Source organism: Fusobacterium sp. (genome assembly GCF_019012925.1).
Lineage (GTDB): Bacteria > Fusobacteriota > Fusobacteriia > Fusobacteriales > Fusobacteriaceae > Fusobacterium_A.
On the sequence record NZ_JAGIRL010000021.1, the window covers coordinates 93,262 to 120,007 of the forward strand.

The following is a 26,746-nucleotide window of genomic DNA, read 5'->3' on the forward strand; positions in this document are numbered from 1 at the left end:
TTAACAAAAATTAATAATAAAATCAATTAGAGAATTTTCTATTTTTTATTTAGATTAATTTTTTACTTTTATTTGTTTCAAAATGTATCTAAAAAAACTCTTAATTCTCATTCTTTTCTTTATCATCATCATTGCTTCTGGAACTAACTCAATAACTGTCTCAATAGTATCCTGATACTTTAAAAATCTACCCTCTAATAATCTTTGAGTAGAAACTATCCAAGAGAGAAGAAGTAGATTAAAAATCCTTAAAAGATTTAACAAGAAATTTATAACTCCCTCTTTTGTTAGATAAAAATTATAAAACTTGGCAATTACCTCTCCCTCTTGTGTATAAAATATCTGAAATAAGCAAGTTATAAAATAGAAGAAAAACAAAAATTTTACTCTTTTTATATGCTTTATTAAATCCTTATTATACTTTAGATTTAGTATGAACAAGACAACTGTTGATATTCCAATATAGTATAGATTGCTGTAAAATATGTTAACTAGTAGTAGTATGAACAGACTACTTTTTAACAATTTCTAATCCTCCCATATATGGAACTAATGCTTTTGGTATTAAGAATGATCCATCCTCTTGTTGGTAGTTTTCCATTATAGCTACTAGTGTTCTTCCTACTGCTAATCCTGACCCATTTAGAGTATGGCAGTACTCACTCTTAGAGCTTCCATTTGGTCTGTATTTAAGTCCCATTCTTCTAGCTTGGAATCCTTCACAGTTAGAACAAGAAGAGATCTCTCTATATTTTCCTTGAGAAGGTAACCATACTTCTAGGTCATAAGTTTTAGCTGCTCCAAAACCTATATCCCCTGTACATAGTTGGATAACTCTATATGGTAACTCAAGTCTTTGTAATACTTCCTCAGCATTATTTACCATTTTTTCTAATTCATCATAAGATGACTCTTGATTTGTTATTTTTACCATCTCAACTTTGTTGAATTGGTGTAATCTTATTATTCCTTTTACATCTTTTCCATAAGATCCAGCTTCTCTTCTAAAACAAGGTGAGTATGCTGTATAGTATTTTGGTAACTCTTTCTCATCTAATATCTCTTTTCTATGGATATTTGTCATAGTGATTTCTGAAGTAGAGATTAAGAACATATCATCAGTTGTTCTATACATATCATCTTCAAATTTTGGAAGTTGTCCTGTTCCTTCACAAACCTCTCTTTTTACCATAAATGGAGTTATATGCTCAGTATATCCATGCTCTGTTGTGTGTAGATCTAGCATAAAGTTAATTAATGCTCTCTCCAATCTTGCTCCTAATCCTCTGTATAGAACAAATCTAGATCCTGCTAATTTTGCTCCTCTTTCAAAATCAAGAATACCTAATCCTTCACCTATATCCCAGTGTGCTTTTGGTTCGAATGAAAACTCTTTTGGAGTTCCCCATCTTCTGATTTCAACGTTTGCATCTTCATCTGCTCCAAATGGAGTGCTTTCATGGTACATATTTGGGATTGTCATTTGAATATAAGTTAATTTCTCCTCAACTTCAGCTAATTTTGCATCTAACTCTTTTATTTGAGCAGAAACTTTTCCCATCTCTTCTATTAATGCTGAGGCATCTTGCTTTTCTTTCTTTAATCTAGCTATTTCAGTAGATTCTTGGTTTCTTTTTTGTTTTAAAGCTTCTACCTCTCCTAATATCTCTCTTCTTTTGTCATCTAGTTGAAAAAACTCATCAAGAGTTAGATTACTATTTCTATTTCTTAACATCTCTTCAACTTTTTCTCTGTTTTCACGTATGAATTTTAACTCTAACATACTCTTTTCTCCTCTCACAATATATTTTAATTGTTAGTTTTATAACCTAATCTTTTTATCTTCACATTTTGTTGCTCTATTCCTACCATCTCTAAATATGAGTTTGGTGATGTGTTTATAATCTCCATAGAGATCTTATCTCCCTCTCTTGAAAAAGATTTCAATCTCTCTTTTAAGTTTCTAGTTACAACTTTTCCCTTTTTCTCTCTAACTTCAAGTATTTCATCTCTATTGAATAGCTCTTCAAGCTTATCCATATCTGAACTACTTCCCTCTACCTCATATAACATATTAGTAAACTCTTCCATTATTGAGGATTTTCTAGGAACTTCTTCCACTTTATGTACTTTAAATCCCAATACTCCACTCTCATTAAGTCTTTTTACGACCTCTTCATTGGAAATTTCTGCATCTGTCTCAAAGTCCATAATCTCATTATAAGCTTCTGTTCCTAAGGATATAGGGCTTCCAAAGGACATCTTTGGTCTCGGATGGAATCCTTCACTATATTTTACAGGAATTTCCGATTTATTGAATAGTCTCTCAAAAAATCTTAATAAGTCTAGATGGGATATAAATTTCATTTCTCCACATTTGTCAAAATAAACTCTTTTCTTCATTCTTACCTCATCTTTTCTTATATTTGTATTCTTATATTTTACCACTTTCTAATAAAATTTCAAATACCTTTTTACTTTTCCTGTAATTTTTTCTCAATATTTCTAACTTTTTTCAATAAATCAGGAACTTTTTTCAATGCTATCTTCACTTTTAAGTCCTCTCTATGATCCATTAGTGGATATCCAGATAAAACTTGATTATCATCTACATTACCTACTACACCAGATTTAGCAGCAATTACAACATTATTTCCTATTTTTATATGTCCAGCTACTCCAACTTGTCCAGCCAATGTTGTATTATTTCCTACCTCTACACTTCCTGCTATTCCAACTTGAGAAACTATTAGACAGTTCTCTCCTATTATATCATTGTGAGCAATCTGTACTAGATTATCTATCTTAGTATATTTTTTTATTATAGTATCTCCAATAGCTCCTCTATCAACAGTTGTATTAGCTCCAATCTCTACATTATCCTCTATTACTACACTACCTATCTGATCTATCTTAGTGTTATTCCCACCTACTTTTACAAATCCAAAACCATCAGATCCTATAACTGCCCCTGGTTGAATTACACAGTTTTTTCCAATTTTACAAAACTCTCTCACAGTAACATTTGAATATATTGTACTTCCCTCTCCAATTGTAACTCCTTCACCAATAGTTACATTTGGATAGATTGTAACATTATCACCTATCACTGCATCATGCCCTACATATACATTTGGTCCTAATTTTACATTTTTACCTATGACACTTGAATCCTCTATCATTTTTTCAAAAGGTTTTGTCTCTCTCTTAAAGAAATTCAAAAGCTTTGGCATCAATGTTCTTGGATTCTCTTTTACTACCAAGTACATTTTCCCAATATTAGGTAGTGGTATATCTGGTACTAACACTACTTTTGCTTTAGTTTCATCTAATTTTTTTAAAAACTTCTCATCTGAAGCAAATGTTATATTTTCCTCCTGAGCTTGAAAAAAGGGAGCAAGCCCAGAAACATATTCTAGACTTAAATCTCCCCTTACTTCACACTCTAGGAGGCTCACTAACTCTTTAATACTATATCTCATCATTATCCTCCTAGTTTAACATTTATTTTTTAGATTTTTCCATAGCTTTTATTACATCAGCAGTAATATCTTTTCCTCCAAACTTTACTGCTCCAGCTTCTAATATGTAGTCATATTTCTCTGCTTTTGCTACTGAGTCTATAGCTGATTGCATTACTCTATCTATCTCTTGAATTCTTGTATACTCTTCTTTGTTTACTTTTACATGTGAATCTCTTGCAAATTTTTTGAATGCTTCAACTTGCTTTTGGAATCCCTCTTTCTCTTTATCAGTTACTTTGTTTCCTTTAGATTGAAGCTCTAATTGTATTTTTTGAAGAGCAACCTCTTTTTGCTTTATCTCATTCTCTATTCTATTTCTCTCTTTGTTTAAGTTCTCTTGGATTGTTTTAGTTTGAGAGTATTTTAAAAATGCCTCTTGTGAGTTTACATACCCTATTTTTTCAGCTAAAACTGATGCCGATAAGCTTAATGCCATAATTGTTATCATTATTTTTTTCATTATATTACCTCCAAAGTATTATTTTTATCTATATTAGAATGATTGACCCATATTGAAATAGAATTCCATTCCACTAGTATCATCATTACCTATTGGCCATCCAAAGTCAAATCTTAATGGACCTATTGGTGTATTTACTCTAAGTCCTACTCCTGCTGCCATAGCTACATCATTTGCAAATTTATCATCATGTTGATATGATAGGTCTCTTCCTTCGTAATCCCAAGCTCTTCCAGCATCAAAGAAAACAACAAATCCTAAAATATCATTAAATTGTGTTCTATTCTCTATAGTTCCTACTAATTTTTTTGTTCCTTTGTAGAATCCACCGTCATATCCTCTAAGTGTACTTCCTCCACCTACCCAGAATCTTTGACCCTCTTTAGTGGTATCTGTCATTATTCCAGTTACTGCTCTATAAGCAAAGGTATTTTTCTTGAAGAATCCTCCGTGGTATTTTCTAAGTTCAAGTGTTATGTTTCCAAAAACATCTCCCTCATAACCATTAGCATATCCCACTTCTAGTTGTAATTTTCCATACTCTCCAGTAGTTGGATTCCAGAAATGATTTCTTGTATCATAAGTTATTGAAGGGAATATACTCCAGATAACATATTTATCATCTAGACCCTTAGCTTCTCTATTTCTATAGTTTCTCCATTTAGTTACACCATTCTCTTCTATAAACTGATCTTTATCAGAAGTCTCTTCTACATACTCAACTTTTGTTCCTAAGCTCAATCTAACATTTTTGCTCAATCCTTTTCCTATGTTAAATTTAGCTCCAATAGTATCTATCTCATTGAATATTGCACTATCATCATCTTCATAAGTATTCTTATAGATGCTCCATCCCCAAGATATTCTATCAGTTCCTTTTATCCAAGGATCATAGAAATTTATTGAGAAACTTGAGTAATCTTCATCTGATTTTTCAAATGTAAATCCTAACTCTTGTCCTTTTCCTTTCCAGTTAGTATCTTTTATTGAAATTGTTCCCAATAGTCCAATCTCAGAACCATAAGATATAGCTCCTTGAAGTATTGCAGTTCTCTCTTCATCCAATAAAAGGACTATATTTTTTCCATCTGGATCTCCAGGTATATTTCTAGCTTCATATTTAACATTTTTAAAATGTCCTAATCTCATTAGATTTTGTACTGTATCATCATATTTTTTAGAGTTGAATATCTCATTTTCATGGAACTCTAACTCTCTTTCAACTACATATGATTTTGTCTTTAAAACATCATCAGTAGCCTTTCTTCTAGCTCCTTTTTGTTTTGTTACCATCTTTTTAAACTCGATATTTCTAACTATACCTTCACTTAAATAGATTTCAAGTTCAAGGTTTGCATTAAGCCCAATATCTGTAACTTCAGCAAGAACATAACCAGCGTCTTGATATTTTTGGATTATTCTATCTCTGTCCCCTCTGATTGTATTGATGTTAAATATCTTTCCAGGTTCAGTTTTGATTACTTCCATAAGTTCATCTGTAGAATAAACTGTGTTTCCTATTATATTAACTCCATTTATAATTGGATTTTCAAGAACGTGGTATATTACTTTTACACCCTTTCCTGATTTTACAACATCTGGCATTACATCTCTAAAATATCCACTCTCAATAAGGTTTTTATGTCCCTCTATAACCTTATTCTTTGAAAAATATCCACCAGCTTGAACAGGAATCATAGCTCTTATCTCTTTAGTTGGTACATGAGTATTTCCTATTATATCAATCTCTGATACAACTATACTCTTATCTACTTTTTCTCTCTCTGATAGAGGAATTATCCCTTTTGACTCCAATAATTTTTTAGTATCCTTCTTTTCTGTTACATCAACAGTAAGCTTAATACCATTGTCATAGACAGTTGGATATATAGATACATCATCTACATACTCTAAATCTTTAATTGATTTATAGTCTGATATCATATCCTCTGTTATGTATTTTTGCCCCTCTTTTGACTTCATACTCCCCAGTATTACTTCGTAAGGAATCTCTCTATTATTTATTATCTCCACCTTTGTTACTTGATAGTTAGTAACATCAGCAAAGGAGAAAATACTTAATACAAAGATCAGTAGTCCAGCTATTCTTTTTCTCATCTCTACCTCCACTATTTATTTATAAAGATATCTATTAGCTTATCATATTTTTTCTCAAATTTAAAGTCTATATGATAATTTAAATTCTCTTTAGATTCTTTATCTGATGTTTTTTTTCTGTTTTCTGGTAACTTTCCAACTCCTACTCCAATAGATTTTACAGCATCAAATCTGTATTCCAATGAGAAGTCATACTCTTTAAATGCTCCGTTACTCTCCTCTTGCTTATTGTTTCCTGTATTATCCTCCTCCAATAGTGTTCCTTTTGCAACCCACCATATTTTATCTTTATATATATTATCTTCTGCCTCTAATACTGCACCTAATTTTAAACTACTCTGACTTTTATCATCATTATTGTTAGAACTATTTTTTGTATTCTGAGTCAAAAGGTTTGAGCTTATTCTAAACTTCGATATATTTAATGTATGTTTTACTAGATTAGCTATTGGTTTTAACACCTGTGTTATCTGTCCTCCAATTACATTTGTAATCAAAGTTGTAGTTGCTTCATTATTCTCTCCAAAACTATCTGTATCTGTTAAAAGTGAGTTTAAGTTTCCACTACTACTTCCATTTCTAGAACTAATAGTAAATTTTAAATTATCTAGATTACCGTTTAAACTTAAACCGATCTGATCATCTTGCACTAACACTCTAGCATCTATTAAAAGATTTGGATTTACTTTTGGTAGATAACTCTTAGGATCGTTAAATATAACAACTGCTCTATCCAAATAAAAAGTGTTATCATTGAGGTTAAAGCTTCCACCTAAGACCTCTGTATTTCCAATAAAAGTGTACTTTCCATTCTTTCCTGATAAAACTCCATTACCTATAACATTTCCTTTTATATCCTCTACCAAGCCATTTATATCCCCTATATCCAATTTTATTCCTTCATTTATTTTTATTCTAACATCAATTGAAGGGGCATTTTCAATTATACTCTCTATTTTAAAATCGCTTCCTAGATCTTCACTCTGATTTATAGTTTTAGATGTAGAGCTAAATAAAAACTCTTTTATCTTTTGAAAAATACTCTTAGATGTATTTGGTATCTCTGATACCAAACCTTTTTCAATCTCAATATTTCCTCTGATATCCTTCTCTCTTATTCCTATATTAGCACTAAAATCAACATTAAAATAATCACCATATCTATATTTTATACCATTTAATTTTAAATTTCCATTATATTTTATATTTTCATAGTAGTATGGATTATCTGAAATGTCTTTCAATGTTGGAAAAATTATCTCTCCTTTAACTCCTAAATCCCCATCATTCAACTTTCCAGAAAAATCTTTTATAGATATTTTATTATTCTCTAATCCTATTGTACTGTTAAATTCTTGTAATTTCAAGAAAAAATCTTTTTTTTCTAAATTTAAATTTTTTATTTTAATAAATCCATCATTTCTACTGTCAGTTATTTTTAAATCAAACTCAGCATTTCCCCTTATATCTGAGATATTATAAGGTTCTAAAAATACATTTAAAAAATCTAAATCTATGTTAGATGATTTTGCATAATATCTATATCTGTTCTCTGTAATATTATACTCTCCATCTGATGAGAATTTATTATGTAAATATTTAAATGAGAGTTCATCTAATTTTACCTCTTTCATATCTCCAGATAGAAACACTCTAATTGTATTAAACTTAACTTTTTTTACATCAATCTCACTACTTAAAATAGAAAAGTTATAGTTTAAATCATCTAACTCTCCCAATAATTTCCCCTCTAAATAGAGCTTACCTTCAACACCATCTATTGGAATATAATCTTTCAATTTAGCTAGTGGCAGTTCCTGCTTATCTACCTTTACCTCCAAGAAGTTGTTAGGTAGATCATAACTTCCTGTAACAGTAAATAGATCTTGTAGATTTTGATTGCTAAAAGTTAGATTTTTTAACTTAACTATTCCAGCATTTAAATTCTCTGCTGAATAATCAGCTTCAATATATGCTGTAGGAAAAATCATTCCATTCATATATACCTTATCAACTGTGGATTTTAGCCCAACTTTTAACTTTTTATTCTCTCCTTCAGCCACTACTGTTCCAATCACTCTATATTTTAAATTTTCATAGTTATAATAACGTCCTATATTCTCTTCCAATATATTTAACTTGGCTCTATACTTTCCATCTTTTACTGAGTATCTAGCTTTCAATATATTTTGGTTTATCTTAACATTATTAGTTGTTACTACCTTATCCTTATAGTTGATCTCTCCAGTAATTTTAATCTCTTCCTCATTTTTAAAACTTATTCCAACATCTGAAATACTTATCTTTCCTATAGGATTCTCCAGATTCCCATCTATACTTGCAGTAACTTTATTTAATTTGATCTTAGGGAAATCAATATTAAATCTTTCCAATGATAAACCATTTGTCTCTAATTTTCCTTTTAATTTTGATGTTTTAAGATCATAGCTTCCATTTATAGTCAAAAGCTGATTGTTAAAATTTTTAATTTCAAAAATATCATCTTTCAGCCTCAATGAAACTATAACTCCATTTAGACTGTAATTTTCATAAGAAAGTTTATCTATCTCTCCTTGATACTCAAAAAATAAGTTGTTTTTATTATTTAATAAAACCTTACCGTGAATATTTTGAACCTCTCCTAGATATTTTAGATACAGTGAGTGAATGTCTAAATCTCCATTAAATTTACCATTTTCACTCTTTAAAGTTCCAAGGATTTTCCCTTTTATCCAAAACTCTTCCTCTCCCAACTTTCTTTTGATATCCAAGTTCTGCCCGTCCATATTGAAAGCATAGGAACTGTTTTCTAAATCAATCTCTCCAGTTAGCTCTAACTCTTTTTTCTTACCATTTATTATAGAGGCCTCATTTAATAAAAATCTATTCTTATCTATTGCATAGTCAAATATAATATCTAGATCAAAAATATTTAACCCTATTCTCCCTTTTCCAGCAGAAAACTTCTTATCAGCTAAACTGTATTCTAAAAAGTATTGATTTTTCTTATCTAACTGGATTTTTTTCTCTTTAGTAAAATATTTTCCCTCTAAATCAATTATGTTAGAATCTAACACAATAGCAATTTGATCCTCTAAAATATCAAAATTCAGATCTCCATTGATATTTGGAATGTAACTCTTATTATTTACATTCTCCACTTTAAATTTTAACATTCCTCTCTTATCTATAAGATCAAATGTCCCAGTTATCTTCTCCTCTATCCCTACATTTTTCTCCTTATCTAAGGTAGCTAGATCTGTGGAGATTATTGGTAGATGTATACCGGACTTATCATAGATAAGCTTTACTTGGGTATCATTCAATCTCAACTGCTCCAATTCAGCCCTCTTTACAAAGGCATCAATATTTATCTTCAACTCATTTTTTAAGTTGAGATTAAATTTTACATCATTAACAACTAGATTTTTGAATGGTAGCTCCACTCCATCTAAATATGATAGTTTTTCTAAATCTTTCTGCTTAATATCCTTTAATTTAAAATCTATATTAAGCTCATTATCCTTATATGAAAGTGTGAATTTTTCTGGTTTTTCAAATACTTTACCAATAGCGTTTAAAAATATACCCTCTTTGGTAAACTCAACTTTTCCAGTTACTTCTTTCACTTCATCAGCTAGATCAATATATTTTACATTTACCCCATCAAAGTTTATCCAACCTAACATACCACTAGATGCTATAGTGAGATCCATATTCAATTTCCCACCATTGTATGATACCTCTTTTCCATCATAACCATACTGTACCAACTCTGTTTTTACATCTATATCCTTAAGTTTTATAGTCATAGAGTATGGCTCTTTACTCGTAGAGAAGGCAAAGTCATACACCTGTTCCTTATTACTTCCAATAAAGTGTAGATTTATTCCCTCACTCTCGCTAAAAGTTAGATATCCATTGGTATTATAAGCTGTCTCTTCTATTGGTAATCTATATCCTAAATCTCTAAATACAGTTGTTACATTTATACCCGTTATCTTGTCTATAGGGATTCCTATCCCAGGTTCATATTTCTCATCTTTAGGTTTCTCTTTTTTCTCCTCTTCAGGTTCACTCTCTCCAGTAAAAGCTGCAACTATATTTATATCTCCATTTTTTCTTCTAGTTATATTTGCAGTTCCTCCATCTATGATGATCTCATCTATCCTTTTCCTCTTTAAAATATCTTTTGAATAGAGGATCTCCACTTTTGGAGTATCTATAATTACCTCTTCCCCATCTGCTAATATAAAATCTTTTATTACTATCTTTTCTTTTTCAAATTCTATACTGCTACTTTTAAATGTAGGTCCTACAAATAACCTTACCACCACTTCTACTGTTTTTGGCAAATTGTACTTTATATTCCAAGCAACTCCAAAAAACAATAAAAAGAGGAAAGTAACAAATATAAGTTTTTTTCTATTTTTCTTATAAAAATCTGTCATTTCCTCTCTTCCTTTCTCCTATAAAGGTCTTTTTAAAGGTATACCTGACCTTCTTGGATATTTTTTATCTGTTTTTTCTCTTTTTTCAATCTTTATAACTACTCTTGGATCTTTACAGAATGGAAGTTCAAAATTAAATATCTCTATAATTTCAGAGTTTAAAATTTCTAAAGCATTTTGTGCTTCAGTTTCCTCTCCTGTTCCCTCCATTTTTTGAGAAAGGAAGACTCCATCTTTCTTCAAGAAAGGGATTATGTATTCTAATATTGTACTTAACTTTGATACCCCCCTACAAAGTCCTAAATCATAGCTTTCTCTTTTTTCATCACTTATATAATCTTCAGCTCTTGATGTAACTACCTCAACATTTTCAAGATTTAACTCATCTTTTACTAATTGTAAAAATTTTGTCTTCTTTCCAATAGAATCCATCAATGTAAATTTTATATTCTCATTAAAAATAGCTAGTACCATTCCTGGAAATCCAGCTCCTGTTCCCACATCAATAGCAGTTTTCATACTGTCATCTAACAGATTTTGTAACAATAAAGAATCTAGAAAATGCTTCTCTATCATAGATTTTTCATCTCTTACAGCTGTTAAATTAGTGTGTGAGTTATACTCTTGTAAAAGAGTTAGGTACTTTAGAAGATTATCAACCTTCTTTTCAGTATACTCTACTCCAATCTCTTTCAATCCATTTACTAAGAACTCTCTCATCTTAATTACCTCTCGCTTTTAAATATATCAACAACACTTGTATATCTGCAGGTGATACCCCTGAAATTCTTGAGGCTTGTCCTATATTTAATGGTTTCGCCTTTTTCAATTTATCTTTTGCTTCTTTTGGAATATTTGTTAGACTATCATAATCTAAGTCTGCTGGTATTTTTTTATTTTCTAAGCTTTTATGTTTTTCTATCATCTTCATAGATCTCTCTATATATCCAGAATATTTAACTTGAACTTCAACTTGATACTCTGTATCTCTGCAATAATCACCTAACTCTAAATTTCCCAATTCTGCAATATATTTTACATCTTCAAATGTTACAGTTGGTCTTCTTAAAAGTTCGAAATAAGTGATTCCATCTTTTAATAGAGTCTCCCCTCTCTTTTCAAGTACCTCATTTACTCTAGGATTACTTGGTCCAACATAGTTTGTTGCTAACTTCTCTTTTATCTCTTCCACATCTTTTTCTTTCTTTTCAACTCTTCTATATTCCTCTTCAGGTAGTAGTCCAATCTCATATCCTATCTTTGAAAGTCTTAAATCAGCATTGTCCTCTCTCAATAGTAATCTATACTCACTTCTTGCTGTGAACATTCTATACGGCTCATTTGTTCCCTTAGTTACCAAGTCATCAATTAGAGTTCCAATATAGGAATCTGCTCTATCCAATACTACTGCCTCTTTATTTTGAATTTTTCTAACAGCGTTAATTCCAGCCATAAGCCCTTGAGCTCCTGCCTCTTCATATCCAGAAGTTCCATTTATCTGTCCAGCTAAAAATAGATTCTCAACTGTTCTACTCTCCAATGAGTATTTTATCTCTTGTGGTGGAATATAATCATACTCTATTGCATAAGCATATCTCATTACATGTGCATTTTCTAGACCAGCAACATTTTTTATCATTCCCTCTTGTACATCTGTTGGTAATGAAGATGATAAACCTCCTAAATAGATCTCAGTTGTCTCATTTCCCTCTCTCTCTAAGAAAAGATGGTGTTGATCTTTATCCTGATATCTAAAAACTTTATCCTCTATTGATGGGCAGTATCTAGGTCCTGTTCCTTGAATTGTTCCATTAAATAACGGTGATCTATCCTTGTTACTCTTAATTATTTCATGAACTTTTTCATTTGTATGAGCTATGTAACAAGAGATCTGTTCTCTTCCCAATACCTCTTCATCTTTTGTTCTACTAGAGAATTTTAATAGTTCTGTATCCCCAGGTTGCTCCTCTACTTTTGAAAAATCTATACTTCTAGCATCTATTCTTGAAGGTGTTCCAGTCTTGAATCTTCCTAGTTTTATTCCAGCTCTTTCTAAAGATAGTGGTAGATCATCAGAAGATAGCTCTCCCATTCTTCCACCACTAAAATGGTTCTCTCCCACGTGAATAAGTCCTCTCATAAAAGTTCCAGTGGCTAGTATTACCATCTTAGCTCTATACTCAACACCCTCTCTAATCTTAACTCCTACTGCCTTCCCATCTTCAATTACTATATCTGTTACCATTCCCTGTATAGCATTTAGGTTAGGACAGTTTTCTATTGTTTTCTTCATCTCTTTTGCATACTTAACCTTGTCAGCTTGTGCTCTTAAAGCTCTTACTGCTGGTCCTTTTTTAGTATTCAAAACTCTGATCTGTACAAAAGTTTTATCTATATTTCTTCCCATCTCTCCACCTAGAGCATCTATCTCCTTAACTAAGTGAGATTTTGCTGGTCCACCTATTGATGGGTTACATGACATCACTCCTATATTGTCCAAAGTTATTGTAAAGATTGCAGTATTTGCACCCATTCTTGCTGCACTTAGAGCAGCTTCACAACCTGCATGTCCTGCTCCTACTACAATGACATCAAAATTATGCATTTTATCCTCCTAAAATCTATTCTAAATTTATTTCAAATTCTCAAAAAAGTCTGCTGTTTTATCATCAGTTATCATAAGTAATACATCTCCCTTTTCAATCATAGTTGTTGCTAAAGGGTTTGGATTAAAACTCTGATCCTCTTTCTTTATTCCCACTACATTGGAATTGTATTTCTTTCTAATATCCAATTCAATTATACTCTTACCCCAAAAAACAGACGGTGCTTTTACCTCTAATAGTAAAAAGTCTGCTGAAAATCTCAAGTGCTCAACTAAATTTGGTTCCATTGCAAGTTGTGCAACCCTTCTTCCCATATACTCCTCTGGATATATCACCTTAGTAGCTCCTATCTTAGCTAGTACTTTTCCATGACTTTTAGTAACAGCCTTAGCTATTATCTTCTTTACCCCTAACTCTTTTAAATTTAGAGTTATCATTATACTCGGTTCAATCTCTCCTACACATACAAATGCTATATCATAATTTCCAGCACCTATCTCTTTTAAGCTCTTCACATCTGTTGCATCAAGCATTATAGCATTGTCCACTGTGTTTTCACTTATGCAATCCTGTACTATCTCCTCATCTGTATCAATAGCAAGTACCTCTTCATTTGACTCATATAACGTCTGAGCTACACTCGTTCCAAACCTTCCTAATCCTATTACTAAATATTGTTTCATTATTTTCGCTCCTTAATTTTATCCTACTAATATATTCTCTTTCGGGTATTTTGATATAGCTTTATTTTTACTCTCACCTATTGCCAAAGCAAAAGTAAGTGGTCCCAATCTTCCTACAAACATTGTGATAATTATTAAAATTTTTGAAAAAACACTCAAATGTGGTGTAATTCCTAAAGTTAATCCAACTGTTCCAAAAGCTGAAATTACCTCAAATACAACTTGTTCCATTGGAAAACTCTCCACAACCAAGATACAAGTGATAATAAATGCCACATATGTAATTCCTATTACAAGTATTGCTAAGGCTCTATTTAAAATCTCCCAATCTATTCTTCTATTAAATACCTCTATATTCTCTTTTTTCTTTACTATACCAATGACATAGAACATAATTATTCCAAAAGTTGTAGTCTTTATACCTCCACCTGTTGATCCTGGTGAAGCTCCTATAAACATTAGAATACAACTTATAAAAATAGTTGCATCTCTTAAATTTCCAAGTGGAATTGTATTAAATCCTGCTGTTCTCAAAGTTACACTTTGGAAGTATGAAGCTAATATTTTTTGTATAAAATTCAGATCCCCTAAGGTATCTGGATTGGAATATTCTAACAGTAAAAATAGTATCATTCCACCAAAAGTTAGCATTATTGATATCAATATAGCCATTTTTGAAGTCAGATTAAATCTATCTATTCCATTTCTAATTACTGCAACAAATGAGGTGATTACTGCAAATCCAATTCCTCCCAGTGTAATCAAATATCCTATAGTTAAGTTTACAGTAACATTGGATTTAAATCCCTCTAAGTTATTGGAAAATAGGGCAAATCCAGCATTACAAAAGGCTGAAATCGAATGGAAAACCCCAAAATACAACGCCTTCCAAAAACTCATCTGATCCATAAATTCCATTGTCAATATTATAGCTCCAATACTCTCTATTGTAAAAACTATAAATAATAATTTCTTTATAAAATCTGCTATCTCTCCACTGTTATCAGCATTTCTCTCCTCTTTTAACAACTCTCTCTCATGAAATGTCATCTTCTTTCCAGTAGCTAAAAATAGTATAGAGGAAAAAGTCATAACTCCCAATCCACCCAGTTGTATAAAGAATATGATAATAGTAGTCCCTATTGGAGAGAATACTGTAGCTGTATCAACTACTGTAAGCCCTGTTACACATATAGCTGAAACAATTGTAAATAGTGATGATATAAAACTCAGGCTCTCACCTTCATTCAATGAAAAAGGCATCATCAATAGAATGGTTCCTATCAATATTGCCAATAAAAAACCAAGTATCAACTTTCTTGAAGGAGAAAGTTTTTTTAAATACTCCTTTGTTTCCTGTATATTCATCTTATTCCTTTCTGATTTAACTCAATTTTAATTTTTCTCTATCTTCATATTATACAGGATTCTTTAGTATTTTACAACTATGAATTCTCTTGTAAAAAATAATAAGAGTCGCTATAGCTCTCACTATAACAACTCTTATCTTTTTATAATTTTGCTGTATTTTCTATAATTTTTACTATTAGATCTCTAGCTTTTTCCATTGATTGTATTGGAATATACTCAAATTTTCCATGGAAGTTATGACCACCTGTAAATAGATTTGGACATGGTAACCCTTCAAATGATAATCTTGCCCCATCTGTTCCACCTCTTATTGGTCTTATCTTAGGAGCTATCTCCAACTCTTCCATTGATTTTTTTGCAAGTTCAATAATATGCATCACAGGTTCTATCTTCTCTCTCATATTGTAATAACTATCTTTTACCTCTATCTCAATTACTGCATCCTTATATTTAGCTTGAAGATATACTACAGCATTTCTTATAAGCTCCTTCTTCTCATTGAATTTAGCCATTGAGTGATCTCTTATAATATATGTCATTGTTGTATCCTCAACTGTTCCTGTAAATTCATCTAGCAAGAAGAATCCCTCATAGTTTTCTGTATGCTCTGGTCTTTGGTCACTTGGTAACATTGAGTTTAACTCCATAGCTATTATTATAGAGTTAATCATACTGTTTTTAGCACTTCCTGGGTGGATATCTCTACCTTTAATCTTAATCACAGCAGAGGCAGCATTAAAGTTTTCATACTCTAACTCCCCTATCTCCCCTCCATCTACTGTATATGCAAACTCACAACCAAATTTTTTAACATCAAATAGATCTGCTCCTCTTCCTATCTCCTCATCTGGTGTAAATCCTATCTTAATATCTCCATGTTTGATCTCTGGATGAGCTTTTAAATATTTTATAGCTTCTATTATCTCAACTATTCCAGCTTTATCATCTGCTCCTAACAAGCTTTTTCCATCAGTTACAATAAGATCTTGTCCTATATAATCATTTAAATGTTGAAAATCTTTTGGTGATAGTACTATGTTTTCAGCTTCATTTAATACTATATCTCCACCGTTATACCCCTCTACTATTCTTGGATTTACACCCTTTCCATTATAACTAGGTGCTGTATCCATATGTGCTATAAATCCTATTGTTGGAATCTTATCATCACAGTTAGCTGGTAACTTTGCCATAATATAGCAATTGTCATCTAATGATATCTCCTCTAGTCCCAACTCCTTTAGATCTTCAACTATTATCTTAGCTAAATCCCATTGGATCTCACTACTTGGACATTGTTCACTCTCTGGATTTGAATCTGTTGCTGTCTTTACATACTTTAAAAATCTTGTTATCATCAGTATCCCCCCTATTTAGTTTAATATATTGTAAAACTTTTAAGAGTTTTTTTCAACTATATTTTCTCTATCTCCTCTTACCTTTTCCTCCAACTCTTTAAGATGCTTTAACTCCAATCTTATAAATATAAAAGTCAATACTGCAGCAATAAAATCAGAAACAGGAGCTGCATACCATATTCCAGCAACACCAAACAATTTAGACATTATAAATATACTAGGAACCAACACAATTATCTGTCTAGTTAAACTCATGAAAAAACTCATCTTAGGTTTTCCTATAGCTTGGAAATAGATTGATGAGATTATCTGGAATCCTATTAATGGTAACATAAAAGTCTGTATTTTTAACCCAACTGAGGCTATTCTTACTAACTCTTTCTCTTGAGTAAAAATATTTATAAAGTATTTTGATAAAAACTGAATAGCTAAAAAATCTATAACACATAGAACTGTAGCTGCAAAGATAGCCTTGAAAAAAGCCTCTTTTACTCTGGGATAGTATCTTGCTCCATAGTTATATCCTAATATAGGTTGTAATCCTTGATTTATTCCAAAAATAGGCATTAGCATAAATGTTATTACAGCTTGAACTATTGCCATTGCTCCAATAGCACTATCTCCACCATAATCTTTCAATGTACTGTTATATATGTAGTTTACTATACTAGCTCCCATCTGTATAGCAAAAGGAGCACTTCCTAAAGATAGAATGTTCTTTATTTTAACTACATCCAATCTAAAATTTTTCATATGTAATTTCATTCCACTAAATTTTGAAGTGAAATAATATAATGCCCATATACCTGATACATATTGAGAGATTATTGTTGCCCAAGCAGCACCTCTCACTCCCATATTCAGATAAAATATGAATATTGGATCCAATACTATATTAGTAATTGCTCCAATAAGTAGTGTTGCCATTGCCATTTTAGGATTTCCATCTGAACGTATAGAAGCGTTAGCAACATATCCAACCACTGCTGCAGGAAATCCAAAAGCTAAAATTTTCAGATACTCTTTGGCATAGATAGTTGTATTTTCACTTCCACCTAACTTTTCTATCAGCCAATCCAATCTCCATAAAATAAACACCATCAATATTACAGAGATTATAAAACCAAAAAACACTGCAGTTCCCAAATATCTTTCAGCTTCCTCTTTTCTCTTTTTTCCCAAGTTTAATGATGAGTTTGTAGCCGACCCCAAACCAATCAGTATAGAAAAACCAAATACAAAAATCACTACTGGAAAACTTATTCCAACACCTGCTATAGCTAGGTGTCCTACTTTTGCTATATTTCCTATATATATTCTATCTACAATGTTGTACAGAGCATTTACTAGCATACCTATTATAGCTGGTAAAGAAAACTGTATCAGCAACTTTGTAATCTTTTCCGTTCCCATCAATTGATGTTTTTTCTCCATTATAAAATCCTCTCCTTAAAATACTTTAAAAATTTTCAACTAATTTTTCCATCAAACAAAAAAGTTGGTTTATCTCCTCTTTTGTTAATATCTTTTCCACTCTCTTATGAAAAACTTTTGTAACTTGAAATACTGTTTCTATAATCTCATCAGCTTTTTCTTCCAAAGTGAGATATATAACTCTTTTATCCTCTGTAGAAGCAGTTTTTTTTACATAACCCATTCTCTCTAGCTTATTTACAAGAGAGGTCACTGTTGATTTATCCTTACTTATTAGATTGCTTATCTCCTTCATTGATAACTTTTTATAAACACTTAATATTATAATGATTCTAATATGGGAATACACTAAATTATCTATCCCCTTTTCTCTCAATAACTCCTCAATATAGATAGCACCTCGATGTTGTACCCTACTTATATAACTAAAAAGTGTATTTCTTATCTCAAAATTTTCCATCGCTCTCTCCTTTCCATGATAGTTTATCATAAAATTAGTTTTATATCAAACTATTTTTGCTAAAAAATTTGGAACTACTCTCAACTATATTAATCAAAAATTAAAAAGAGAGAGATACTTACATATCTCTCTTCCACTTATATTCTTTCTTTTTTATCTATTAATGACTACCCTGCTTGTATAAAAGCTCCTTCATCTTAAAAACCTTACTCTCTGGAAGTAAAAGTGTCAATTGATCTCCACTCTCAATAACAGTATCCCCCTTAGGAATAATCTCGTGTTCACTTCTTGTGATTGCCACAACTAAAATATCACGTTCCCAAGCTACTTCACATATCTTTTTTCCATCCAGTTCTGACTCTGCTGCTACTGGTACTGTTATGATTGTTTTACTCTTACAGATCTCTTCCTCTTTAGGTGTATCTTTTGGCATACGCTCAAATAATATCTCATAGACAGGTTCCAATCCTAAAAGCTCTGTTACATAGTAAGCTATTACAGAAACTGTTACCAATGCTAATAGATGATCTAAATTTCCTGTCATCTCTAGTATCAATACTGCCCCTGTGATTGGTGCTCTTACTACAGCCACAAAGTATCCAGCCATTCCTAAAACCATAAAGTGTGGAACAGCTCCTATTCCTATATCAAAATACTTTATAAGTGTAAGTCCATATATCTTACCAATAATAGCTCCTAAAACTAGCATAGGTAAGAAAATTCCTCCTGCAAACCCTGTTGCATAGCATAGTGCTGTAAAAAATAGTTTTACTATGAATATTATCATCAATAACTGTATTGTTCTATTTCCACCAGCCATCTCTTCCACTAGTTCATGTCCTCCACCTGTTACCTCTGGTAAAAAATAACAGAATAGAAAAGATGTAGACATAACAAATGAAATCTTTACCCATCTAGGTAATTTTATGCTTTTAAATCTGTCCTGTACCTTTATTAGAGTTACTGTAAACAGTTTACCAAAAAACGCAATAATAACTCCAAGTAAGATATAAAGTATAAACTGATAGTATGGATTCATATTTTTTGGATATAAAGCAATCAAATCAAATGAAGGATTCATTCCAAATATTCTTCTTCCAACAAAATCAGAGGCTATACTAGCTAAAAATGTACAGATTAGTAACTTTGCAGAGATGAATTTATGCAACTCCTCCAACGCAAATATAACTCCTGATAATGGAGCTCCAAAAGCACCAGATAATCCCGCACTAGCTCCACTAGTTACAAGATATTTTTTCTCGATAGTATCACGATCAAAAATCTTTGTCATTCCAAAACCTATATATGACCCTAACTGTACTGATGGTCCCTCTCTCCCTAGAGAAAGTCCAGCACCTATACTCATAAGACCAGCTATAAATTTTGCAATTAGCTCCTGTAGCCATTTACAATAATCTAATTGTCTTAATAGTATTCCTTTTACTTGTGGAATACCACTTCCGGATATTTTGGGATATTTTCTAGATATGTAATCTACAAATAATCCGATCAAAACAAAAAATAACCAAATAACAAATACAAAATATGGTTTTCCTTCCAAAGAGTTACCTATTACCTCAGTTCTAAAATGGTTAAAAAAGTTTAAAGCCAATCTATAAAGAGATACTGTAAATCCTGTCAAGGCTCCCACCACTACACATAGCAAATACAACTTTCCGCTCCCTTTTTGTAAGAGCTTTAGATTATCTGCTGCTGTTTCCGTTTTCATTAGCAACCTCCAGCTTTTTATTATCTAACTCTTCTATTTTAATATTTTTTCTGTTGTTATTCAACTATTTTTTTTATTTCTATATATTATTGGCAGGCATATAGAAATATTACTATATGCATTATACCAACTTTAGTTTTCCTTTTCTATCTATCAAAAAAAAATTAATTTTGTTCATAGTTTTATAATTTAAGTTTTATTTTTACTATATTTTATTCTCTTTTATTGTTCATAATTACTGAATCTAATCTAATACAACCTTTTCAATTATTTTTATACTTTTATTTTCACTATCAATTTCACAAAGAGCTCCCAATGGTAGTGTCAACATAGGCTCACTGTGCCCACTCTCCAAATTATACAGTACTGGCTTTCCTAAATTTTTAAAATAATCTTCAAAAACCTTTAATAGTGGCATATCCTTTTCAGAATCAGGCTCACAATTTTTAAAGTCACCCAATACAACACCTTGAACTTTATCCAAAACTCCATGTTTTTTTAATTGATTTAAAAATCTATCAACCTTGTAAGTTTTCTCACCTATCTCCTCTAAAAACAGTATCTTATCTCTATAATCTAAGTCATACTCTGTTCCTAGAGTGGCTATAAGAGTTGCTAAATTCCCACCTACGAGTACACCTCTAGCTCTTCCGTGAGATATCACTCCAATCTCTTTTGAAAAGTTTTTTATCTCTATCTCTTTTGAAGAGCTTGAAAGCACCTCCACAAAGTTTTTATAACTCTCCTCGTTATAGCTTCCTGAAAAATTGCTCACAGCCATAGGTCCATGAAATGTCACAAGCTGAGCTCTCTCATTTAGTGCTATGTGTAATGTAGTTATATCACTATATCCTATAAATATTTTAGGATTTTCTCTGATTACATCCAAATCTAAGTACTCTACTATTCTATTGCAACCATAACCACCACGCATACACATTATTGCTGATACCTCTTTATTTGCAAAAAATTCATTTATCTCTTGAGCTCTCTCTACATCAGTCCCAGCATAAGAGTACCACTCTTTTTTAGTACACTCTCCTAAAATTACTTTATACCCCATAGCCTCTATGTTCTTCTTAGCCTCTAAAACTCTCTCAAAAGAGGTATTACTTGCTGGTGCTACAATTCCAATAGTATCACCTTTTTTTAATTTTTTCCCTAACATATATCACCTCTAAAATAGATCTATCAGTAATTTTTCCATCTCATTTTTCAACTTTCTTCTCCTTCCATTCCAATGATTTACTATGATAGTAAAGGCATACTCTCTACCATCTTTTTTTATATATCCAGTATATGATTGTATTCCACCCATACTACCACTTTTTATTCTCACTTCTCCATCAAACTTTTTAGGATCTAAAAAGTCGTGAACTGTACCTTCATAACCACCTCTAGGAAGTAATTTAATATAAGCAGGATAGTTTTGATACATATATGTTACTATACCTGTCAATAACTCTGCTGATACATAATCACCTCTTGATAATCCACTTCCATCGTCCATGTTCAATACCTTTGTATCTATACCCTTCTCTTTCCAAAACTCCTCTATATTAATATCTTGAAGTTTTAACAGTTGGAATAGATGTTCTGTATAGTGGTTATCACTTCTTTTTAATAGAGTTCTTACCATCTCTTTTATTGGTGCAGATTTTGTCACAGCTAATATCTTCGGATTTTTAGCTCTTTTAGATGTATCTCTAGCTGTTTTTACCTTTCCATTGACCTTTATGTTTGCTGAGTTTAAATTACTTTTTAAATACTCACCTAAAAATAATCCTGGATTAGGAATATCACTCTGTACTACTATCTTTGAGTTCTTAGGTACCTCTCCAGTCAAAACTCTCTTGTTCTCAAGTGGTAAACCTCTAACAGAAAAATTTCTACGTCCTTTTGGTGATATCTTCAATCTATTTTCAAATTTCAATCCAGGAATCTTAGGTTTTACCTCTAAAATTTCAACACTTTTCTCTCCAGAATTTAAAGTTAAAGTATATAGGTTGTCAAAGACACTTATTCCATAAACTCCCTGTCCATAGCTAGTTCCAAAATCCTCTAACAACCATTTTTCTTCAACTCCAACATATCCAAAAAGATTATCTATTACAATTATATCCCCTTTTACTCCCTTTATACCTGCTGATTTTATCTTGGCTATCCAATCATTTAAAAAAGCCATTCTATCTATCTTTACACCATCAGATCCAAGAGTTGGGTCTCCGCCACCTATTATATATATATCTCCTATCAATATCCCTTTAGGGTCTATTTTTCCATCATATAGTAGCTTTGTTTCTAGTTTTGTATCTGCTCCTAACTTCTGAATAGCTGTAGATGATGTTATCACTTTCATTATTGATGCTGGAGTTACAGCTCTCTTCTCATTATATGAAGCTACCTGTTTTCCCTTCTGTAAATCAACAATACTAATTCCTATATTGCTATACTGTAACATCTCTAGGTTAACAAATCTTTCTACTGCTCTTTGCTCCCTTGTTTGAGTGATTTTTTTCTCTTGAACCTCCTGTTTTTTCTCCGGCTTTACCTCTACTACTTCATTTTTTACCTCTTCAACAACCGTTTCTACTGGTTCAACTTTCTCCTGTTCAACTAACTCACTCTTTACCTCTTCAGAACCCTCATCTTCCTTGTAAAACTCACTCTCCAGCTCATTTAATATCTGCCCCGGTGCTTTCACTTCATTTTCTGTTGAGATTTCCTCTACTGCTACATCTTCATTTTTTAGAATATCAACTGGTATATGTGTATTACTACAACCTGTCAATAAAACTAAAGCTAGTACAAAACATTTTAATTTTACCATTTTCTTCTCCAAATTATATTTTTATGCAAACATAATTCTACAAATCCATACTGCTGTTAATAATCCTGCTAGGTCTGCTAATAGTCCTGCTAATACTGCATGTCTTGTTTTTCTTATGCTTACTGCTCCAAAATATACTGCAAGAACATAAAAAGTTGTTTCAGTTGATCCCATCATAGTTGAAGCTATTCTACCTATTAATGAATCTGGTCCATAAGTTATCATCAGATCATTCATAACTCCTGTAGCTCCTCCTCCAGATAGAGGTCTTAAAATTGCCATTGGTAATACCTCTCCAGGCATACCTATTATTGAGAATACTGGATCTAATACTTTCAACATTATATCTATACATCCAGAAGCTCTAAATATTCCTATAGCAACTAACATAGCAACTAAAAAAGGTATTATTCTTATAGCTGTATTAAAACCTTCCTTAGCTCCTTCACAAAATACTTCATAAACCTTTACTTTTTTTACAAAGTAAGCATATCCCACTATTATTAATATAATTAAAGGAATTGCATAAAGTGATATACTCTCCATTATTCTTACAAACATATTTCTCCTCCTAAATTCTACTAAAATTTTAATATTATTTCAATCTCTTTTATATTTTTTCTCTTCTATATGCTGGTAATTTCTCTAAAAACTTACAAGACACTACTGCTACTATAGTTGAAACAATAGTCGCTATTATTGTTGGAGCTATTATTTCAGTAGCATTTGCAGATCCTGCTGCCACTCTATAAGCTATAGTACTTGATGAGATCAGTGTCACTGAAGATGTATTTATTGCTAAAAACATAACCATTGAGTTTGTCGCCTCATCTTTATTATCATTTAATAGTTGTAACTCTTGCATTGCCTTTATTCCTAATGGAGTAGCTGCATTTCCCAATCCAAAAAAGTTTGCTGCCATATTTGCAACTATACTTCCCATTGCAGGATGATCTGCTGGTACTTCTGGAAATAATTTTACCATTAAAGGCTTCATTGCCTTACCTAAAGCTTTTACCATTCCAGCTTCCTCTGCTACCTTCATAAGTCCCAGCCATAGAGCCATAACCCCTATCATCTCCATAGATAGTGTCACTGCTGTACTAGCACTAGAGATAGCTGAATCTGTTACTGCCTGTACATTCCCAGTAAATATCCCAACTAAAATTCCAATCACTATTAAACCACACCATATTGCATTAATCATAAAAATCCTCCTCTAAAATTTAATTTAAAATAAAAAAATCACAGCTGAACTGTGATAATCTACTAAGTATCCCTCTAGATAGTACTTCATTAGAAACTAATGACAAACACTATAAATATTGTTTATAGTGCCAATAAAAAAGTTCAGCCCTCTTTTTTACTTCAGCAAATTCCCCTTTCAAAGTATCATAACGCCTGCCAAGCTATATACTCCTACTCTTGTCCTCTGCTCTCTATCTTTATTCAATTTATATTGTAAGTATACTATAATTACCGTTTTTTGTACAATATATTTTATATATAGAGATATTAAAAAAAAATTTTATTTAGATTTACAAAATATTTATTGACAATAACAAAATATATGCTATAATAATATTGTCATAAGACATTTCCTTAAATTACATTTTAATTTCTACGTATAAAGAAGTCCTGAGGCCGAAGGGGCTTCTTTATCGTTTTTTGGACTTTATAATTATTTGATATTATAAATAAAAAACACCCCTACTATCTAGAAGTGTTTTACGTATCTATTTTATAAAATAATCTAATTTTTTACCTATCTCTTCACACGCTATTTTTATCTCTTCAACTATTAATTTTAACTTCTCCTCTGTCAAATTATCTGGAAAACATGGACAACTTATAGCTGCTACAATTCTATTTCTATTGTCTAATATTGGAAGAGCAACTGCTTTTATATTATTGGAATGTTCCATATTGTCATAAGAGATTTTTTGTAAATTGATTTTTAATAATGCTTTTTTTAAAATCTCTCTATCTATAATTGTGTTCTCTGTATACTTAGGGAGTATCTTAGGTAAAAGTTTATTCAATCTATTTTCACTTAACTGGCAAATAAGTAATTTACTAGCTGCCCCTGCATGAAGTGGAAATATTGCATTCTCTGAAACTGAAACCTTTATTATATCACTACTCTCAACAGTTGAAATGGTTCTTATCTTATCATTATCCAACACGCTTAACTTAAATGTCTCTTTAAACTTCAATGAAAGTGCTTCTAAATATGGATAGGTTACATTCTTCAAGAGAGTATATTTCTCATTTCTATTTGAAAAAAAGTAAAATTTTTCTCCCAATGTATACTCTTTATCCTCAAAATTTAAATATTTCAAATTTGTCAATACTTCTAACAATCTATTCACTGTAGCTTTAGAAAGTCCCAAATCTTTTGCTATGGAACTTTGAGTTGCAGAGTATTTATAGTATAAATAGTTAAATATCTTATCTGCTTTATCTATAGCTGGAACCTTTGATTTTTCACTCAACTTACTTCCTCCTGATATAAACTCTTTCTTTTATTACCTTCTATCTTATAATAACATATTTTCAGATTTATTTTAATAATTTTATTTCAAAAATCTTCAATTTTCCAAAAAACAGGAAAAAACTACCCTGTATCAAAAGTAGTTCCCTCCTGCTATATTGTTAAATTATTTTTAGTTAAATATTAATTATCTATTCATCTCAGATGTATTTCCATTATCATGGTCTGCTATAATGCTCTCTACAAGAGTTGAATCAGCACAAGAAATATCTCCAACTATCGTATTCTTTAAAACAGAGTTAGCATTTCCATATTTCATTGCTCTTTCTGCTTCATTAAAGTGTAGGATTCCATATAGTACTCCTGCTACATAAGCATCTCCACTTCCTATTCTGTCAACTATCTCAATATTTTCATAAGCTCTTTCTGAATAGAATGTATCTGACTTTCTATCATATACTAATGATGAAAAATTATGAGATTTAGGAGAGTTTACAACTCTTTGAGTAGAAGCTATAAATGATAGATCATACTCTTTTGCAAATGCTCTTATAATATCTTTTAGATCTCCTGTCTTTTCAAACATCTTTCTAAAAGTTTCTTCTGAAGCAAATAATATATCTACATCTGGAAGTATCTTCTCTATTTCAACCTTTGCCTCTGGCTCTGACCATAGATTTCTTCTGAAGTTTACATCAAAAGACACCAATGCTCCACCTTTTTTAAAGTTTGAAATTAGATCCTTTGTTAAAGTCATAGAAGTTTCACAAAGCCCTAATGATATTCCACTTGTATGGAAAATTTTAGTTTTTCCATATACTTCTGGATTTACTTCATTTACTGTCATTCTTTGGAAAGATGAATTTAATCTATCATAAGTAACATTTGGTTTTCTAGGTGATGATCCATACTCATAATAATATATAGGCATACGTTTGTATTTACTGTCATCATAGATTAAAAAATCATCAGCTACACCATTTAATGTCATTGATTTTCTAGCAAATTTTCCCAATTCATTGTTTGGTAAAGTTGTTAACATTGCTGTCTTTTCTCCCAAAATAGATACTGAACTAGCTACGTTAAACTCTGCTCCACCCATCTGTTTTGTCAAAAGATTTCCTTGAATAAGCATCTCATTATTTAAAGGAGATAATCTCATAATCATCTCTCCACAACAAACTAAACCAAACTCTTTTTCTGTAAAATCAAATATTTTACTCATTAA

The 26,746-nt window shown here is 31.3% G+C and carries 21 protein-coding genes and 1 riboswitch; all 21 genes read right to left on the minus strand.

What is annotated here, in order from left to right; genetic code table 11:
• Nucleotides 1-54 precede the first annotated feature (54 nt).
• Entirely contained in the window at nucleotides 55-525 is a 471-nt protein-coding gene (locus tag QZ286_RS03460; RefSeq protein WP_291255587.1) for a CbiQ family ECF transporter T component, read from the minus strand.
• A complete protein-coding gene (serS, locus tag QZ286_RS03465) occupies nucleotides 512-1,783 on the minus strand; it encodes a serine--tRNA ligase (protein WP_291255588.1) in 1,272 nt (423 codons plus the stop codon). Before serS ends, QZ286_RS03460 begins: the two co-directional genes overlap by 14 nt.
• A 26-nt stretch (nucleotides 1,784-1,809) precedes the next feature.
• Nucleotides 1,810-2,403 (minus strand): TIGR03936 family radical SAM-associated protein, encoded by a 594-nt coding sequence (locus QZ286_RS03470; protein ID WP_291258683.1) that lies wholly within the window; start codon nucleotides 2,401-2,403, stop codon nucleotides 1,810-1,812.
• Nucleotides 2,404-2,474: 71 nt separating this feature from the next.
• Nucleotides 2,475-3,482, minus strand: a complete 1,008-nt coding sequence (gene lpxD / locus QZ286_RS03475; protein ID WP_291255590.1) for a UDP-3-O-(3-hydroxymyristoyl)glucosamine N-acyltransferase — start codon at nucleotides 3,480-3,482, stop codon at nucleotides 2,475-2,477.
• Nucleotides 3,483-3,504: 22 nt separating this feature from the next.
• Complete coding sequence (locus tag QZ286_RS03480; RefSeq protein ID WP_291255591.1) at nucleotides 3,505-3,984, minus strand: OmpH family outer membrane protein; 480 nt, start codon at nucleotides 3,982-3,984, stop codon at nucleotides 3,505-3,507.
• Between the two features lie 33 nt (nucleotides 3,985-4,017).
• Nucleotides 4,018-6,102, minus strand: coding sequence for an outer membrane protein assembly factor (locus QZ286_RS03485; RefSeq protein WP_291255592.1), 2,085 nt, complete (start codon nucleotides 6,100-6,102; stop codon nucleotides 4,018-4,020).
• Nucleotides 6,103-6,113: 11 nt separating this feature from the next.
• Nucleotides 6,114-10,553, minus strand: coding sequence for a hypothetical protein (locus QZ286_RS03490; protein WP_291255593.1), 4,440 nt, complete (start codon nucleotides 10,551-10,553; stop codon nucleotides 6,114-6,116).
• Between the two features lie 18 nt (nucleotides 10,554-10,571).
• Nucleotides 10,572-11,273 (minus strand): 16S rRNA (guanine(527)-N(7))-methyltransferase RsmG, encoded by a 702-nt coding sequence (gene rsmG / locus QZ286_RS03495; protein ID WP_291255594.1) that lies wholly within the window; start codon nucleotides 11,271-11,273, stop codon nucleotides 10,572-10,574.
• A 1-nt stretch (nucleotide 11,274) separates the two neighbouring features.
• Nucleotides 11,275-13,158 carry a tRNA uridine-5-carboxymethylaminomethyl(34) synthesis enzyme MnmG gene (gene mnmG, locus QZ286_RS03500; protein WP_291255595.1) on the minus strand — a complete coding sequence of 628 codons (1,884 nt, stop codon included), beginning with the start codon at nucleotides 13,156-13,158 and terminating at the stop codon, nucleotides 11,275-11,277.
• Nucleotides 13,159-13,185: 27 nt separating this feature from the next.
• Complete coding sequence (locus QZ286_RS03505; RefSeq protein ID WP_291255596.1) at nucleotides 13,186-13,842, minus strand: TrkA family potassium uptake protein; 657 nt, start codon at nucleotides 13,840-13,842, stop codon at nucleotides 13,186-13,188.
• 18 nt (nucleotides 13,843-13,860) lie between these two features.
• Nucleotides 13,861-15,210, minus strand: coding sequence for a TrkH family potassium uptake protein (locus tag QZ286_RS03510; protein WP_291255597.1), 1,350 nt, complete (start codon nucleotides 15,208-15,210; stop codon nucleotides 13,861-13,863).
• A 143-nt stretch (nucleotides 15,211-15,353) separates the two neighbouring features.
• Nucleotides 15,354-16,571, minus strand: coding sequence for a peptidase T (pepT, locus tag QZ286_RS03515; RefSeq protein ID WP_291255598.1), 1,218 nt, complete (start codon nucleotides 16,569-16,571; stop codon nucleotides 15,354-15,356).
• Between the two features lie 39 nt (nucleotides 16,572-16,610).
• Nucleotides 16,611-18,005 carry an MATE family efflux transporter gene (locus QZ286_RS03520; RefSeq protein WP_291255599.1) on the minus strand — a complete coding sequence of 465 codons (1,395 nt, stop codon included), beginning with the start codon at nucleotides 18,003-18,005 and terminating at the stop codon, nucleotides 16,611-16,613.
• A 25-nt stretch (nucleotides 18,006-18,030) separates the two neighbouring features.
• Nucleotides 18,031-18,465 carry a MarR family transcriptional regulator gene (locus QZ286_RS03525; protein WP_291255600.1) on the minus strand — a complete coding sequence of 145 codons (435 nt, stop codon included), beginning with the start codon at nucleotides 18,463-18,465 and terminating at the stop codon, nucleotides 18,031-18,033.
• Nucleotides 18,466-18,625: 160 nt separating this feature from the next.
• On the minus strand, nucleotides 18,626-20,194 hold the full coding sequence (locus QZ286_RS03530; protein ID WP_291255601.1) for a ClC family H(+)/Cl(-) exchange transporter: 1,569 nt from the start codon (nucleotides 20,192-20,194) through the stop codon (nucleotides 18,626-18,628).
• Between the two features lie 244 nt (nucleotides 20,195-20,438).
• On the minus strand, nucleotides 20,439-21,362 hold the full coding sequence (locus QZ286_RS03535; protein ID WP_291255602.1) for an LD-carboxypeptidase: 924 nt from the start codon (nucleotides 21,360-21,362) through the stop codon (nucleotides 20,439-20,441).
• A 9-nt stretch (nucleotides 21,363-21,371) separates the two neighbouring features.
• Nucleotides 21,372-23,024: a D-alanyl-D-alanine carboxypeptidase/D-alanyl-D-alanine-endopeptidase gene (gene dacB / locus QZ286_RS03540; protein WP_291255603.1), complete on the minus strand. Its 1,653-nt coding sequence runs from the start codon at nucleotides 23,022-23,024 to the stop codon at nucleotides 21,372-21,374.
• Nucleotides 23,025-23,045: 21 nt separating this feature from the next.
• On the minus strand, nucleotides 23,046-23,585 hold the full coding sequence (locus QZ286_RS03545) for a spore maturation protein (RefSeq protein ID WP_291255604.1): 540 nt from the start codon (nucleotides 23,583-23,585) through the stop codon (nucleotides 23,046-23,048).
• Nucleotides 23,586-23,634: 49 nt separating this feature from the next.
• Complete coding sequence (locus QZ286_RS03550; protein ID WP_291255605.1) at nucleotides 23,635-24,231, minus strand: nucleoside recognition domain-containing protein; 597 nt, start codon at nucleotides 24,229-24,231, stop codon at nucleotides 23,635-23,637.
• A 71-nt stretch (nucleotides 24,232-24,302) separates the two neighbouring features.
• Nucleotides 24,303-24,474: riboswitch (Lysine riboswitch) on the minus strand.
• Between the two features lie 286 nt (nucleotides 24,475-24,760).
• On the minus strand, nucleotides 24,761-25,519 hold the full coding sequence (locus QZ286_RS03555) for an IclR family transcriptional regulator (protein ID WP_291255606.1): 759 nt from the start codon (nucleotides 25,517-25,519) through the stop codon (nucleotides 24,761-24,763).
• Nucleotides 25,520-25,705: 186 nt separating this feature from the next.
• Entirely contained in the window at nucleotides 25,706-26,743 is a 1,038-nt protein-coding gene (locus QZ286_RS03560) for a sugar kinase (RefSeq protein WP_291255607.1), read from the minus strand.
• Nucleotides 26,744-26,746: the final 3 nt, after the last annotated feature.